Annotated in this window: 13 protein-coding genes; 10 read left to right on the top strand and 3 right to left on the bottom strand. The window is 66.8% G+C overall.

Features of this window, described 5'->3' with window-relative positions:
- The first annotated feature begins 35 nt into the window (after nucleotides 1–35).
- The 9 genes from pdxT (at nucleotide 36) to AC1DHX_RS14880 (ending at nucleotide 10,082) form a co-directional block, all read left to right on the top strand.
- Complete coding sequence (gene pdxT, locus AC1DHX_RS14920; RefSeq protein WP_476900178.1) at nucleotides 36–737, top strand: pyridoxal 5'-phosphate synthase glutaminase subunit PdxT; 702 nt, start codon at nucleotides 36–38, stop codon at nucleotides 735–737.
- Between the two features lie 3 nt (nucleotides 738–740).
- A complete protein-coding gene (locus tag AC1DHX_RS14915) occupies nucleotides 741–1,496 on the top strand; it encodes a YebC/PmpR family DNA-binding transcriptional regulator (protein ID WP_243177349.1) in 756 nt (251 codons plus the stop codon).
- Nucleotides 1,497–1,545: 49 nt separating this feature from the next.
- Nucleotides 1,546–2,124: a crossover junction endodeoxyribonuclease RuvC gene (ruvC, locus tag AC1DHX_RS14910; protein WP_079554348.1), complete on the top strand. Its 579-nt coding sequence runs from the start codon at nucleotides 1,546–1,548 to the stop codon at nucleotides 2,122–2,124.
- 125 nt (nucleotides 2,125–2,249) lie between these two features.
- Nucleotides 2,250–2,894, top strand: coding sequence for a Holliday junction branch migration protein RuvA (gene ruvA / locus AC1DHX_RS14905; RefSeq protein ID WP_018773177.1), 645 nt, complete (start codon nucleotides 2,250–2,252; stop codon nucleotides 2,892–2,894).
- Entirely contained in the window at nucleotides 2,887–4,011 is a 1,125-nt protein-coding gene (ruvB, locus tag AC1DHX_RS14900; RefSeq protein WP_476849318.1) for a Holliday junction branch migration DNA helicase RuvB, read from the top strand. Before ruvA ends, ruvB begins: the two co-directional genes overlap by 8 nt.
- A gap of 214 nt (nucleotides 4,012–4,225) precedes the next feature.
- Nucleotides 4,226–4,648 (top strand): preprotein translocase subunit YajC, encoded by a 423-nt coding sequence (yajC, locus tag AC1DHX_RS14895; RefSeq protein ID WP_476849317.1) that lies wholly within the window; start codon nucleotides 4,226–4,228, stop codon nucleotides 4,646–4,648.
- Between the two features lie 104 nt (nucleotides 4,649–4,752).
- Complete coding sequence (gene secD / locus AC1DHX_RS14890) at nucleotides 4,753–6,528, top strand: protein translocase subunit SecD (RefSeq protein ID WP_476858410.1); 1,776 nt, start codon at nucleotides 4,753–4,755, stop codon at nucleotides 6,526–6,528.
- On the top strand, nucleotides 6,529–7,548 hold the full coding sequence (gene secF / locus AC1DHX_RS14885) for a protein translocase subunit SecF (RefSeq protein ID WP_476900177.1): 1,020 nt from the start codon (nucleotides 6,529–6,531) through the stop codon (nucleotides 7,546–7,548). It abuts the gene before it with no gap.
- Between the two features lie 215 nt (nucleotides 7,549–7,763).
- Nucleotides 7,764–10,082, top strand: coding sequence for a RelA/SpoT family protein (locus tag AC1DHX_RS14880; RefSeq protein ID WP_476900183.1), 2,319 nt, complete (start codon nucleotides 7,764–7,766; stop codon nucleotides 10,080–10,082).
- 27 nt (nucleotides 10,083–10,109) lie between these two features.
- Here AC1DHX_RS14880 and AC1DHX_RS14875 read toward each other — a convergent pair whose 3' ends face one another.
- From AC1DHX_RS14875 to AC1DHX_RS14865, 3 genes are all read right to left on the bottom strand, one after another.
- Entirely contained in the window at nucleotides 10,110–10,802 is a 693-nt protein-coding gene (locus AC1DHX_RS14875; protein ID WP_476858411.1) for a hypothetical protein, read from the bottom strand.
- Nucleotides 10,803–10,918: 116 nt separating this feature from the next.
- Nucleotides 10,919–12,643, bottom strand: a complete 1,725-nt coding sequence (locus AC1DHX_RS14870) for a DUF349 domain-containing protein (RefSeq protein ID WP_476900176.1) — start codon at nucleotides 12,641–12,643, stop codon at nucleotides 10,919–10,921.
- A 61-nt stretch (nucleotides 12,644–12,704) separates the two neighbouring features.
- Complete coding sequence (locus AC1DHX_RS14865; protein WP_476849313.1) at nucleotides 12,705–13,511, bottom strand: peptidylprolyl isomerase; 807 nt, start codon at nucleotides 13,509–13,511, stop codon at nucleotides 12,705–12,707.
- 279 nt (nucleotides 13,512–13,790) lie between these two features.
- On the opposite strand from AC1DHX_RS14865, the gene hisS reads away from it, so the two are divergent.
- The coding region (hisS, locus tag AC1DHX_RS14860) for a histidine--tRNA ligase (protein WP_476900175.1) at nucleotides 13,791–15,065 on the top strand (1,275 nt) is incomplete at its 3' end.

The raw sequence follows: 15,065 nt of genomic DNA, 5'->3' as shown, positions 1-15,065 counted from the left end.
CGTGCCGTGCAGGCGCAGAGCATTATGCTGTGGGGATGACCACCCCCTCTTTTTCCCCTGAATCCCGCGTGGGAACGGGGCTCCGGATCGGCGTCCTGGCGCTGCAGGGCGATTTCCGGGAGCATCTGCATGCCGTGGAAGCCGCCGGCGCCGCCGGCGTCGGGATCCGGCGTCCCGCCGAACTCGACGGCCTGGACGGGCTCATCATCCCCGGCGGCGAATCGACCACGATCGACAAGCTCTCCCGGATCTTCGGGCTCCGGGATCCGCTGCGCGAACGCATCCAGGCCGGCCTGCCCGTTTACGGCTCGTGCGCCGGGATGATCCTGCTGGCGGACGAGATCGCGGACCCGGCGAAGGACCTGGCCGGAAACCCGCAGCAGACGTTCGGCGGACTCGACATCACCGTGCGCCGCAACGCCTTCGGCCGGCAGCGCGAGTCCTTCGAGACGGACCTGGACTTCATGGGGTTAGGGTTCAGCGCCGCGGGCGGGGCAGTCGCCCCGGTCCACGCCGTCTTTATCCGCGGGCCCTGGGTGGAGCGCGTCGGCGACGGCGTCGAAGTCCTTGCCCAGGTGGAACCGTCCAAAGCCGGCCACCCCGAATTCCTGGACGGGACGGCTAGAATTGTTGCAGTGCGTTCCGGCAAGCTGCTGKCCACCTCCTTCCACCCGGAAGTGACGGGGGAGAAGCGCGTGCATGAACTGTTTATTCGAATGATCAGAGGAGAAGCGTAAAGCATGTCAGGCCACTCCAAATGGGCGACGACCAAGCATAAGAAGGCCATCCTTGACAGCCGCCGGGCCAAGTCGTTCGCCAAGCTGATCAAGAACATCGAAGTCGCCGCGCGCATGGGCGGCCCCGACCTCTCCGGCAACCCCAGCCTGGAACTGGCCGTCACCAAGGCGAAAAAGACGTCGGTGCCCGCTGACAATATCGACCGCGCCATCAAGCGCGGCGCCGGGCTCACCGGCGAGGTCGTCGATTACACCGAAATCATGTACGAGTGCCGCGGCCCGCAGGGTTCCGCGCTGCTGATCGAGTGCCTCACGGACAACAAGAACCGTGCCGCCTCCGAGGTCCGGCTCGCCATCTCCCGCAACGGCGGCACGATCGCCGATCCCGGCTCCGTCAGCTACCTCTTCTCCCGCAAGGGCGTCGTCTCGCTGCCGAAGAACGGCCTGACCGAGGACGACGTCCTGATGGCCGTGCTGGATGCCGGGGCCGAGGAAGTCAAGGACAACGGCGACAGCTTCGAGATCCACTCCGAGCCGACCGACCTCCAGGCCATCCGCGATGCCCTCACGGAAGCCGGCATTGAGTACGACACCGACGAGGCCGAGTTTGTGCCGTCCATGCAGGTGCCGCTGGACCTTGATGCCGCGAAGAAGTTCATGAAGCTGGTGGACGCCCTGGAAGAGCTCGACGACGTCCAGAACGTGTACAGCAACGCCGACCTCAGCGACGAAGTGCAGGCCGCACTGGAAGCCGAGTGACCCGCTCACCCAAACGTGACTTTTGGGGCCCGGTCTTGACGGCCCAACCGTGACGCTGCGCGTGTTGGGGGTCGACCCGGGCCTCACCCGTTGCGGGATCGGCGTTGTCGACGTCGAGCGGAACCGGCGGGCCACTTTGGTGGCATTCGGCGTTGTGGGCACCTCACCCGAGGAGAGCCTGGACCAGCGGCTGCTGGTCATCGCCACGTCCATCGACGAGTGGCTGGACCGCTACGAACCCCAGGTCCTCGCCGTGGAGCGGGTCTTTTCCCAGCTCAACGTCAGCACGGTCATGGGGGTGGCGCAGGCCTCCGGTGTGGTCATTGCGGCCGCCGCGCGCCGTGGCATCCCGGTGGCTCTGCACACCCCGTCCGAGGTCAAGGCAGCCGTGACGGGAAGCGGGACCTCGAACAAGGATGCGGTCACCAAGCTGGTGACCAAGATCCTCCGGCTGGACGCGCCTCCGCGCCCTGCCGACGCCGCCGACGCCCTTGCGTTGGCCATCACCCACGCTTGGCGGGCCGGCAGCGGGGCCGCCGTAGCCACGACTGGGCCGGGCAGCCAGTCCCTGACTCCGGCGCAGCGGGCGTGGGCGGACGCGGAGGCAAAAGCGCGCCGTGCGCGCTGAATGTCCGGCTGTGACGCCGCGGGGCTTGGTAGGGTATTCGTAGATATGTTCGGATAGCCGGCGTGCCCGGCTGTACGTTCTTTCATCACCCAGTTGTAGACGCCAGTTAGACCAGGAGCCCGGCCTTGATCAGTTTTCTTCGTGGAACCGTTGCGCATGTTGGCCTGTCCTCCGCCGTGATCGACCTCAACGGCGCCGGCATGAGCGTCAACGCCACACCGCAGACCCTCAGCGGCCTCCGGGTGGGTGAGGAGGGAAAGCTATTCACGTCCCTGATCGTGCGGGAAGACTCGCTGACCCTGTTCGGCTTCGCCAGCGATGACGAACGCGAGGTGTTTGATGTGCTCCTCAGCGTCAGCGGAGTCGGTCCCCGCCTCGCACTGGCGGTGCTGGCCGTCCACGAGCCCGAAGCCATCCGGGTGGCCGCCCACTCCGGCGACGGCAAGGCCTTCACGAAGGTCCCCGGCATCGGACCGAAGGTGGCCGGCCGGATCGTGCTCGAACTAGCCGGCAAGCTTGTGCCGCACGGCACCGCCGGCGCGCCTGTCGCGGCCGTGTCCGCCGAATCCGTCTGGAAGCCGCAGGTGGTGGCCGCGATGACCAGCCTGGGCTGGTCCGAAAAGGATGCCACGGCCAGCATCGACAAGTCCCTTGCCGATTCCCCGGACCTCGCGGCGAACGGCAATGTGGCGGAGATTCTCCGCGCGACGCTGCGCTGGCTGGGCCAGGACGGCGCCCGCGCCGGGAACCGGGTGGGCGCGCGTGGCTGAGCCGTCGATCGTCGCCGGGGGAGAGGAACCGGAGGAGCGGGTCATCGAAGCCGCCCTGCGGCCCAAGAACCTGCACGACTTCGTGGGCCAGCACCGGGTCCGCAAGCAGCTCTCCCTCGTGTTGGAGGCCTCGCGCATGCGTGGGCGCAGCGCGGACCACGTGCTACTCTCGGGCCCTCCCGGCCTGGGCAAGACCACACTGTCCATGATCATCGCCGCCGAAATGAACGTTCCGCTGCGGATCAGCAGCGGCCCGGCCATCCAACACGCGGGCGACCTTGCGGCCATCCTGTCCTCACTCTCTGAGGGCGAGGTCCTGTTCCTGGATGAAATCCACCGCATGTCCCGGCCGGCCGAGGAAATGCTGTACATGGCGATGGAAGATTTCCGCGTCGATATCGTCGTCGGCAAGGGCGCCGGCGCCACGGCCATTCCGCTGGAGCTGCCGCCCTTCACGCTCGTCGGCGCCACCACGCGGGCCGGCCTCCTTCCCGGCCCGCTGCGGGACCGGTTCGGTTTCACCGGCCACCTCGAGTTTTACTCCGTCGAGGAGCTGGAACTGGTCCTGCGCCGCTCCGCCGGCCTGCTGGACCTGAAGGTCAACTCCGCCGGATTCAGCGAGATTGCCGGCCGGTCCCGGGGCACGCCGCGCATCGCCAACCGGCTCCTGCGCCGGGTCCGGGACTGGGCGCTTGTGCACGGCATCGAGCAAATCGACGCGCGGGCGGCCTCCGCGGCCCTGGACATGTATGAGGTGGACAAGCGGGGCCTGGACCGGCTGGACCGTGCCGTTCTCGAGGCCCTCATCACCAAGTTCGGCGGCGGCCCGGTAGGCCTGTCCACGCTCGCGATCGCCGTCGGCGAGGAAACGGAGACCGTGGAAACGGTCGCCGAGCCCTATCTGGTGCGCGAAGGACTCCTGGGCCGGACGCCGCGCGGCCGGATAGCCCTGGCGCCGGCATGGACGCACCTGGGCTTCGCCATTCCGGCCGGCGCCTTCGGCCAGGACCCGCTGGAACTGTTCCAGGCCGACGAGCCGGGCGAGAGCCCGATCGGCGGGTCCGGTGGGGATCTCGGCGAAGAAACCGATCCTCAGTGGATCCGAAACAGCCGCTAGCACCGTTCTTTCAGCTTTTCCCTTTAGACTGGTATGACGCTCGGCACGTCCGGGTTTTGTTTCCGTGGGCGGAGAGCAGGTAGCCGCCGGCGGTCTGGGGGACGGTCTCGCGGCCAGTTTGCTGCGCAGACCCCTGCCCGCGCCGTCAGGAGCAAACGGACGTTGCTGAAAAACAGCTATGCAAGTACAGAACGGAACTTTCCCCTTGGATCTAATGACAATTCTCCTGTTCGTGATGCTTGGCGTGTTCGTCTTCATGATGTTCCGCCGCAACAAGAAAACGCAGCAGCAGCAGGCGCAGCTCCAGTCGAAGTTCGGCCCGGGCGTCGAGGTCATGACGAGTTTCGGGCTGTTCGGCCGGATCGTCGACATTGACGAAGCGGAGAACAAGGTCACGCTTGAGCTTTCCCCGGGCAACACGGCCACGGTGCACCGCCAGGCCGTCACCAAAATTGTGGAGCCGGTTGTCGCCGCCGAGGAGCCCACGGTCGTTCCCGACGACGCGTCCTCGCTGACCACCGAGAAGCTGGGTGCTGAGGGGACCGACGCCAGCGCCCCCGTCCACGACGCGCCGCGCACCGAAACGCCCGAGGAAACCCTGCGCCGCCTCAACGACGAAGGCAAAAAAGACAGCTAGTCTGCCTACCTGAGCTATCCCGCGAAGCAACGGTTGCGGGCATCCGTCGGCGGGGCCCAGAGCCCGCGCCGGCGGATCCGCCGTAAATAATAGAAAGATCGACAATGGCACGAACTGGCCCCAAAAACTCAGCCATCAGGATGCTGGTCTGGCTTGGCGTAATCATCGCCGCCATGACGGCTGTCCTGGCGGGCGGCACGATGGCCGGCCAGGCGGGCTGGGCTCCAAAGCTCGCACTGGACCTTGAAGGTGGCACCCAGATGATCCTGGCGCCCAAGGTTGAGGGCGGTTCGGGTATCACCGAAGACCAGCTCAACCAGGCCGTGGCGATCATTCGCCAGCGCGTGGACGGCTCGGGCGTCGCGGAAGCGGAAATCAGCACGCAGTCCGGCCGCAACGTCGTCGTCAGCCTCCCGGGAACCCCTGCCAAGGAAACCCGTGCGCTGATCCAGGCTTCCGCCGACATGAACTTCCGCCCGGTCATCCAGACCGGCCCCGGCGCAGCGGTCCCCGCCGCCTCCAGGACCCCGGATGCCCAGCTGCCGAAGCCGACAGCCGCGCCCGCCAACAGCAGCGATGAGAACTGGATTACCCCCGAGGTCTACAAGCAGTTCGAGGCCCTCGACTGCGACAACCCCTCCCAGGACAAGCAGCAGCGCTCCGACCCGACCAAGCCGCTGGTGACCTGCGAGCCGGCCTCGGCCAAGTCGCCGGCCATCAAGTACATCCTCGGTCCGGTGGAGGTGAAGGGCTCGAACATCAAGTCCTCCTCGTTCCAGCTGCAGCGCGGCGCCCAGGGTGCCGTGACCAATGAATGGGCCGTCAACATCCAGTTCGATGACGCGGGCACCACCAAGTTCAAGGAAATCACCGAGCGCCTGTACCAGTTCTACGCCGCCGGCGGCGGCCAGACCGGCTCGGATCCGAAATCCCAGTTCGCAATCGTCCTGGACGACCAGGTCATCTCCGCCCCGCGCTCCCTCGCCGTCATCACCGACGGCCGGCCGCAGATCACCGGCGGATTCACCGAGGAGTCGGCCAAGGCCCTCTCCGACCAGCTCCGTTTCGGTGCCCTGCCGATCAGCTTCGAAATCCAGAGCGAACAGCAGATCTCGGCAACCCTCGGCGGTGAGCAGCTCCGCATGGGTATGCTCGCCGGCGTGATCGGCCTCCTGTTGGTGTTTGTCTACTCGCTGTTCCAGTACCGGGCCCTTGGCCTCGTGACCGTGGCATCCCTCGTGATCGCCGGGGTGCTGACGTTCTTGGCCATCGCCATCCTCGGCTGGACCGAAAACTACCGGCTTTCGCTCGCCGGCGTCGCGGGCCTGATCGTGGCCATCGGCCAGACAGCCGACTCGTTCATCGTCTACTTCGAACGCATCCGCGATGAGCTCCGCGAAGGCCGCGGCCTGGTCTCGGCCGTCGAAAACGGCTGGAAGCGGGCCAAGCGCACCATCCTCGCGTCCAAGGCCGTGAACCTTCTCGCCGCCGTCGTGCTGTTCTTCGTGGCAGTGGGCAACGTCCGCGGCTTCGCGTTCACCCTCGGCCTCACCGCGATCGCCGACCTCATCGTCGTCTTCATGTTCACCCACCCCACCCTGCAGCTGCTGGCCCGGACCAAGTTCTTCGGCGAAGGCCACCGGTTCTCGGGCCTGGACCCGAAGCGCCTCGGCGCCGTCCCGCTGTACCGCGGTGCCGGCCGGGTCCGGACCCCGGAGGACAAGCCCGTGGCAGTGGTGCGCGCGAAGAACACCGGCGCCGCCGCCGAGGCAGAACGCCGGATGACCATTGCAGAACGCCGCCTCGCCGAAAAGCAGGAGCAGGCACAACAGGCACAGCTCGCCGGTACCTCCAAGAGCGCGTCCAAGGAGGGCAAGTAAATGGTCAACTTCTCAACATTCGGCAATGAGCTGTACACGGGCAAGCGCTCGTACGACTTCGTCGGCTACAGGAAGCTGTGGTTCCTGATTGCCGGGATCGCCGTCGCCCTCTCCATCCTGATCCCGGTCGCCAAGGGTGGGTTCAACCTCGGCATCGAGTTCCGCGGCGGCTCCGAGTTCACGGTCTCCAACGTCAAGACCACCGAGGCCTCCCTCGGCGAGAAGGCCGTCAAGGACGTCGTGTCGGGATCCGTGCCGCGCGTGGCTAACGTCGCGGGTACCACCATGCGCATCCAGACGGACAAGCTCTCCGACGACGAGACGCTGCAGATTAAGGAAGGCCTCACCAAGGCCTACGGTGTGACCGATAACGAAGTCACCTCGACCTTCGTCGGCCCCACCTGGGGTGCGGACGTCACGAAGCAGGCSCTGWTGGGCCTGGCRATCTTYGTSGGMCTSGCCGCSGTSCTGATGGCGCTSTACTTCCGGACCTGGAAGATGTCGCTCTCGGCACTTGTCGGCATGGCCGTCACGATGTTCGTGACCGCCGGTGTTTACGGCCTCAGCGACTTCGAAGTAACGCCGTCGGCCATCATCGGCTTCCTCACGGTGCTCAGCTACTCGCTGTACGACACCGTGGTGGTGTTCGACAAGATCCGGGAGAACACCTCGGACATGCAGGCCTCCACCCGGCGGACCTTCGCCGAAGAGGTCAACCTCGCCATCAACCAGACCCTGGTCCGGTCCATCAACACCATGGTGGTGGCCATCCTGCCGGTCGGTGCGATCCTCTTCATCGGGGCCGGGCTGCTCGGTGCCGGAACGCTGCGGGACCTGTCCCTGGCGCTGTTCGTGGGCATCCTGGTGGGCACTGCCGCCACGATCTTCATCGCGGCTCCGCTTTACGCCGCGCTGCGGCAGGGAGAACCCGACCTGGTCAAGCAGGCCAAACGGGTGGAACAGAGGCGTGCTGACGCGGCAGCCAAGGCCGAGTCGCCGGCGTCGCCCGCCACGGCCTGAACCGTCCCCAGCGGCCACAAACGGGCCGGAGACCGTCGTTTTCGACGGCCTCCGGCCCGTCGCCGTATCCCCGCCGGTTATCGAAGTATCCTGCTGCGGGAATACACTTGAATAATTAACCGGTCGCGAGAGGTGCTCCATTGGAAGAACGTTCGACGCCGGTGCCGGAGGCACCTGCGGACAAGGGCCAAGGCCAGGGTTCACAGACTGGCCTGGTGGTTCCCGGACGCCCCGATGTTCCCGTGCCGGTGGACAACTCCGGTGCCCGGCCCACTTTTCCCGGCCGGCGCGAGCGCACGAGGTCCCGACTTGCCCGGCTGACGGGCCGTGGCACTCCGGCCTACTCGCCGATTTTGGAGCCGTTGCTGCGCACTGTGCGCGCCAACAACCCCAAAGAGGATTTCGATCTCATCCAGCGTGCCTTCGTGGTCGCCGAGCGCTGCCACCGGGGCCAGAAGCGCAAGAGCGGCGACCCGTACATCACCCACCCCGTCGCGGTGGCCACCATCCTCGCCGAACTCGGCCTCAGCGGCACCACGCTGGCCGCGGCCCTGCTGCACGACACCGTCGAAGACACGTCTTACACCCTCGCCGACCTCAAGACCGAGTTCGGTCCGGAAGTGGCCATGCTSGTGGACGGCGTSACGAARCTGGACAAGGTCAGCTTCGGTGARGCRGCCCAGTCCGAGACCGTGCGCAAGATGGTCGTCGCGATGGCCAAGGACATCCGSGTCCTGATGATCAAACTYGCCGACCGGCTCCACAATGCCCGCACGTGGCGTTTTGTCTCGGCTGAGTCCTCGGCCCGCAAGGCCCGGGAAACGCTGGAAATCTTCGCGCCGCTGGCCCACCGGCTTGGCATGAATACCATCAAGTGGGAGCTGGAGGATCTGTCCTTCGCTGCCCTCTATCCCAAGGTGTACGAGGAAATCGTGCGCATGGTGGGGGACCGGACCCCGGAACGCGAAAAGAACCTGGCTGTCATCCGCAACCAAATCACCGAGGACCTCAGGGCCGCGAAGATCAAGGCCACGATCACCGGGCGGCCAAAGCACTACTACTCGATCTATCAGAAGATGATCGTCCGCGACAAAGACTTCGACGACATCAACGACCTCATGGGCGTGCGCGTCCTGGTCGATTCTGTCCGGGACTGTTACGCGGCCCTGGGCGCGATGCACTCGCGCTGGAACCCCCTGCCCGGGCGGTTCAAGGACTACATCGCGATGCCCAAGTTCAACATGTACCAGTCGCTGCACACCACGGTGATCGGTCCCGGCGGCAAGCCGGTGGAAATCCAGATCCGCACCCACGAGATGCACCGGCGGGCCGAGTACGGCGTSGCCGCGCACTGGAAGTACAAGGACCAGCCGAACCGGACGGCGGCCGGCCCCGGCAGCCCGCGCGACGGCGACATGGGCTGGCTGCGTTCCCTCGTGGACTGGCAGCAGGAAACGTCGGACCCCGGCGAATTCCTTGACTCCCTGCGCTTTGAAATCAACGCCCGGGAAGTGTTCGTCTTCACCCCCAAGGGCGAGGTCATGGCACTCCCCGCCGGGTCCACGCCCGTCGACTTCGCGTACGCCGTGCACACCGAGGTGGGCCACCGGACTATCGGCGCACGCGTCAACGGCAAGCTCGTTCCGCTCAACAGCGAACTGAACCACGGCGACTGGGTCGAGATCTTCACCTCGAAGGCCGAAGGCGCCGGCCCCAGCCAGGACTGGCAGCACTTCGTCAAGAGTGCCCGGGCCCGGAACAAGATCAGGCAATGGTTCAGCAAGGAACGCCGCGAGGAAGCGATTGACCGCGGCAAGGACCTCCTGACCAAAGCGATGCGGAAGCAAAACCTTCCACTGCAGCGGCTCATGACCCACGACGCCCTCGCTGCGATCGCAGAGGACTTCAAATACGCTGACATCTCCGGGCTCTACGCCGGCGTGGGCGACGGCCATACCTCCGCCCAGTCCGTGATGGAACGCCTGGTGGAGAGCCTGGGCGGGAATGAGCACCCGGACGATGCCCTCACCGAGGTCTCCATCCCCACCCAGGTCAGCAAGGCCCGGTTCTCCGATTCCGGCGTCGTTGTCCGCGGCGTGGACGACGTCTGGGTCAAGCTCGCCCGGTGCTGCACGCCGGTCCCGCCGGATCCGATCCTGGGCTTCGTCACCCGTGGCTCCGGGGTCTCCGTGCACCGGACCGACTGCACCAACGTGAGCGGCCTGATGGACCAGCCGGACAGGATCGTGGAGGTGGACTGGGCCCCCACACAGTCCAGCGTGTTCCTGGTGGAGATCCAGGTCGAGGCGCTGGACCGCAAATCGTTGCTCTCCGACGTCACCCGGGTGCTCTCGGAAAACCACKTCAACATCCTGGCGGCGAGCGTGCACACGTCCACGGACCGGGTGGCAATCTCCAAGTTTGCCTTCGAGATGGGCGACCCGAAGTACCTTAGCCACGTGCTCAGCGCGGTCCGCAGGATCGACGGCGTCTTCGACGTGTACCGCACCACCGGAAACCGCCGCCGCAGCTGACCCGGCAGTTCAGGCCTCGGTCCAGGCTTACTGGACGGGATCTTCTGGCGCCGCCGGCTCTGCCGCGAGGGCGGCGAGCTTCGCCAGGGCCGCCCGCTTATGCGGAACGCGCGGACTCGCCTCCACGGCGAGCCTGAGCAGCCGCAGGCGGACGCCCAGCTCGGGACGAGCCAACAGCGCCCTGAGGGCCGGCACGGCCCGCTCCGCGTCCACGTGCATCGCCACGTCCACCGCCGTGCGCAGCGGGCTGGACACCATCAGGCCTCCCATGCTCACGACGTCGAACGGCCCCAGCCGAACTTCGTGGAAGGTGCAGCCGCGCACGGACCGCAGACTGGAAATCCGCCGGTTGGCGTCAACCAGCAGCGCCAGGCGGTCCGGTTCCGTGGCACACCCATAGATCCATGCCGCGGTCATCCGGCCAGCCACGACCCGCTGCCGGATCGCCGGCGCCACCACCAGGGCCGCGGCCCGCGCGCGAAGCTGGGGACTGGCATGGGATCCGGGCGGCAGGTAGCCGCGCTGATACAGCTGCGTCAGCACGCCGTCGGCGGCCATGGCCTGCAGCTCCGGCCAGGAGAACAGCGCGCCGGGGGAGTAGAGCTCGCAGTGTTCCGGCCCCGGACCTGGACTTGGAGTCCCCGGCACCGGAGCTCCCGGCACCAGGGCGTGCCGGCCCGGATCCGGCGGAGCGGTGGGAGCGCGGGGCATGATTACCATTCCGCCATCGTTCCCGGTTCCCCGGACATAGAACAGGCCCCGTACCGGTCATGTGGATAACCGAAACGGGGCCTGGACTGACCTGCTGGTGTACTTCGTACTGGGGTGCCGTGTGCCTAGGAGAGTTCGCTCGCTGAGCGTTCGAGCTGCTCCAGCCAGGCCTGGCGTGCCTCGAGGGCTTCCCGGGCGGCCTTGATCTTGCGCTCGTCGCCGGCCTTCTCCGCCTTGGCCAGATCTTCCTTGAGGCCGGCAATAGCGGCCTCGAGCTGGGTGAGGGCGCTGTTGGTGCGCGCCTTTGTCTCCGGGTTGGAACGCTTCCAGTTTTCGTCCTCGGCGTGGCGGACAGYGTCCTCCACCTTCCTCAGACCGGCTTCGATGCGGCCCATGTCGGCGCGCGGCACCTTGCCGGCCTCTTCCCAGCGGTCCCGGATGGACTGCAGCGACTTCTTGGCTGCCGCGAGATCCTTGATCGGCAGGAGCTCGTTGGCTTCCACCAGGAGCGCTTCCTTTACCACCAGGTTCGCACCGTACTCCTGGTCGATCTCGTCGTTGGCTGCCTGGCGGTTGGTGAAGAAGACGTCCTGGGCGGCGCGGAAGCGGGCCCACAGCGCGTCGTCGTCCTTGCGGCTGGCGCGGGGTGAGGCTTTCCACTCATCCATCAGGCGGCGGTACTCGCCGGCGGCAAAACCCCAGTCGGTCGAGGAGGAAAGGGCCTCGGCCTCGGTGATCAGCTTCTCCTTTGCGGCCTTGGCCGCCGAATTGTTGCTGTCCAGCTGGGAGAAGTACGCGCGGCGGTGCCGGTCAAACACCGTGCGGGCGGCGCGGAATCGCTTCCACAGTGCGTCCTCGTTGCTGCGGCCGAGGCGGACGCCGCTCTTCTGGGCGGTCTTCCAGCTCTCGAAGAGTTCGTTCATCCGCGCGCTGGAGGTCTTCCACTGGATCTGCGCGGGATCGTGGCCGGCAATTTCCTCGGCCTCGGCCACGATGGCCTCGCGGGCGGCAAGCTCAGCGGCGCGGACAGCGTCGTGCTCGGCCTTCTCAGCCTTTTCCAGCTCGCCGATCTGTGTCACCAGAGCGTCCAGCCGGGCCTCGGCGGAGCGGATGTCGCCCACCATGTTCCGCTCGGCGAGCTGCTCGCGCAGGTGCGTGACGGTCTTCTGCATGTCCGCGGTGGGCGCCTTGGAGCTCACCCGCTGTTCCAGCAGGACGATCTGGGCCACGACGTCCTCGAACTTCCGGGCGAAGTAGCCCAGGGCCTCGTCCTCGCTGACACCCGGGTACTGGCCTACGGGGTATTCCGTGCCGTCAACGGTCAGGAAGACGTGGCCGTCGCCTTCAACACGGCCCCAGCGGGCCGCTTCGGCCAGTGAAGCTGCGGAGGACACGGCCGCCGGGGCCGGAGCCGGTGCGGCCGCGGACGGCTTGGCCTTCGGCCGGCCGGCAAACGCTGCCGGGCTCGGCGCGGGACGCGCGGCCGGCGCGGGACCCGGCGTCGGAACCGGGGCGGCGGTGGCTGCAGCTTGGTCAACAGGCTCGGCCGTCTCCGCCGGCTCGGCAGGTTCTGCCGGAACGGCCGTCTCCGCCGGCTCGGCAGGTTCTGCCGGAACGGCCGTCTCCGCCGGCTCGGCAGGTTCTGCCGGAACGGCGGGCACAGTGGCCTCGGGTGCCTCGGCGGGTGCCTCGGCGGGTTCCTCGCTGGTCGCGGTTGGGGCCTCGGGTGCCGCAGTCTCGCCGTCGGCGTCTACGGCAGCGCCTGCACTCTCGGCGGGGGTCGCCTCGGTTTCGGTTTCGTTGGCAGCTGCTGTTGCCAATGTTTCGTCGGATTTCTGACTGTCTGTCACCGCTAGAAGTCTTTCGCTTGGAGGGAAATACCGGGACCAGGGCCTTGGGGGCCGCGGCTGGTTACTTCAGTGAGAACGAGTCTATCGTGACTGGTTCCGCAGGTGCGCCGTCGGTGGCGTTGTCGCCGGGCTTCAGTCCGGCAGCGGCAATACCGCCCACCACGTCGAGTCCAGAGGTCACCTTGCCCACCACCGTATAGCCCCCGGCGGCATCCGCTGGAATGACGGTGTCCTTGTACACAATGAAGAATTGGGTGCCGTTACCGTTGGCGTTCCCGCCGGTCCGGGCCACTGCGATGGTTCCGGCGGGGTACTTGTTGTCCGTCGGGGTGTTTTCCAGCGGGCCCCAGGTGTAGCTCGGATCGCTGCTGCCGTCACCTGCCTTGGAACCGCACTGGAGTACGCCGAAGTTCTCCGCCGTGGTCAGCCGGTGGCAGCTGACGCCGTCGTAGAACTTTTGGTCGGCAAGGGATTTGAAGACCGCCGCGGCCTGGGGGGCCTTCGTGCCGTCGAGTTCGACGCCGAGCGTGCCGCGGTTCAGCTTGAGCTCGCCCGTGAACGTCTTGCCCGCGGCAGTCTCCGGCTTGGGGATGTTCGCACCGTTCGTCGGGGCCGCTGTGGGTGAGGCGGACGCCGACGGGCTGTTCAGTCCCTCCTGCGCGGCCGCGAATTCCTCTTCGGTTGGGTTTGAGGCGAAGGCGGTCAGCTGAAGCACCAAGGCCAGGCCAATTGCGGCCGTGCCGGCGCTGATGGCGAAGACGTTGTCGCGCTTGCGGCGCTTGTCCTGGTCCCGGCGCAGGCCGCGCCTGGCCTCCATCTGCTGGACGCGCCGCTTCGCCTCGCGTGCGCTGCGTGAACTGGCCGCCAAAGGTCCTCCTGGTTGTATGGCCGCCACCATGACGGGGCCGTAGGCGCCGTCGCGGTAGCAGCAGCAAGCTGCCGGCAGTCCCGCAGGGTCCGGCTCCGTTGGAAGAAGCGGGCGCCGAACGCATAAACTGACTGCCGCACACAGTTTATGCACGACTGGCCGGTCTGCCGCTTATCTTCGTTACGTTTCGACAGAGAGAATGCCGCCTGACGCCCGCGCCCGAAGATACTGCAGTAGCAACGCGATACCGCAGTGGTAACCAGAGGAGAAAATTTCACCATGGCACGCACAGCCTCCCTGTCAGGATTCCCCGAGTGGCTTCCCGAGGAGCGGCTGGTGGAACTCCATGTGCTGGACACGCTGCGCCGGACCTTCGAGCTTCATGGTTTCTCCTCGATCGAGACCCGCGCCGTGGAGACGGTGGGCCAGTTGCTGCGCAAGGGGGAAATCGATAAAGAGGTCTATGGCCTGAGCCGGCTCCAGGACGATGAGGACTCCGCGGCCAAGGTTGACCCGCATGCCCTTGCCCTGCACTTCGACCTCACCGTGCCCTTCGCCCGGTATGTCGTGGAAAACGCCGGCTACCTGGCGTTCCCGTTCCGCCGTTACCAGATCCAGAAGGTCTGGCGCGGCGAACGTCCCCAGGAGGGACGGGCCCGCGAGTTCACCCAGGCGGACATCGACGTCGTCGGCGACGGCGAACTGCCGTTCCGGTACGACGTTGAAATCGCGCTGGTGATTGCCGAGGCGCTCAACGCGCTGCCCATCCCCGACTTCCTGCTGCGGATCAACAACCGCAAGCTGGCCGAGGGCTTCTACACCGGGATCGGCCTCACGGACACCGCGGGCGTCCTGCGCAGCATCGACAAACTCGAGAAGGTCGGCCCGGCGAAGGTGGCCGAGTTGCTCAAGGAGGAACTCGGCGCCACTGACGATCAGGCGCAGGCTGCCCTGAAGCTCGCGGGCATCCGCACCACGGACACGTCCTTTGTGGAGCAGGTCCGGGCGCTCGGCGTCACCAACGAGCTGTTGGAGGAAGGCCTGAACGAGCTGGAGCAGGTCATTGCGGCCGCCGTCCAGCACGCGCCGGGACGGGTCGTCGCCGATCTCAGCATCGCCCGCGGCCTCGATTACTACACCGGCACCGTGGTGGAAACCGTCCTGGTGGGGCACGAGCAGCTGGGCTCGATCTGCTCCGGCGGCCGCTACGACGCCCTGGCGAGCAAGGGCAACCGCAAGTTCCCCGGCGTCGGCCTCTCGATCGGCGTGACCCGGCTGGTGTCGCGGATCCTGAGCCAGGACCTGGCCAAAGCCACCCGCTCCGTGCCGACCGCCGTGCTGGTGACGCTCAACAACGACGACAGCTGGGCCGCCGCACAGGATGTCGCCGCGCAGCTGCGCAGCCGGGGCATCGCCACGGAGGTCGCCGCGAAGGCCGAGAAGTTCGGCAAGCAGATCAAGTTCGCCGACCGTCGCGGCATTCCYTTTGTCTGGTTCACTGACGACGACGGCAAGCACCAGGTCAAAGACATCCGCACGGGCGAGCAGTACGAC

Source organism: Arthrobacter sp. 05N33_2 (assembly GCF_056397425.1).
Note: the sequence above shows the minus strand (reverse complement) of the source record. Positions and strands in the feature narration are given on the sequence as shown.

What these genes read in the sequence shown, in the direction of transcription:
- AC1DHX_RS14915 (WP_243177349.1), top strand. Translation starts at nt 741, where the DNA reads ATGTCAGGCCACTCCAAATGGGCGACGACCAAGCATAAGAAGGCCATC.
- yajC (WP_476849317.1), top strand. Translation starts at nt 4,226, where the DNA reads ATGACAATTCTCCTGTTCGTGATGCTTGGCGTGTTCGTCTTCATGATG.
- AC1DHX_RS14875 (WP_476858411.1), bottom strand. Translation starts at nt 10,802, where the DNA reads ATGGTAATCATGCCCCGCGCTCCCACCGCTCCGCCGGATCCGGGCCGG.
- secD (WP_476858410.1), top strand. Translation starts at nt 4,753, where the DNA reads ATGGCACGAACTGGCCCCAAAAACTCAGCCATCAGGATGCTGGTCTGG.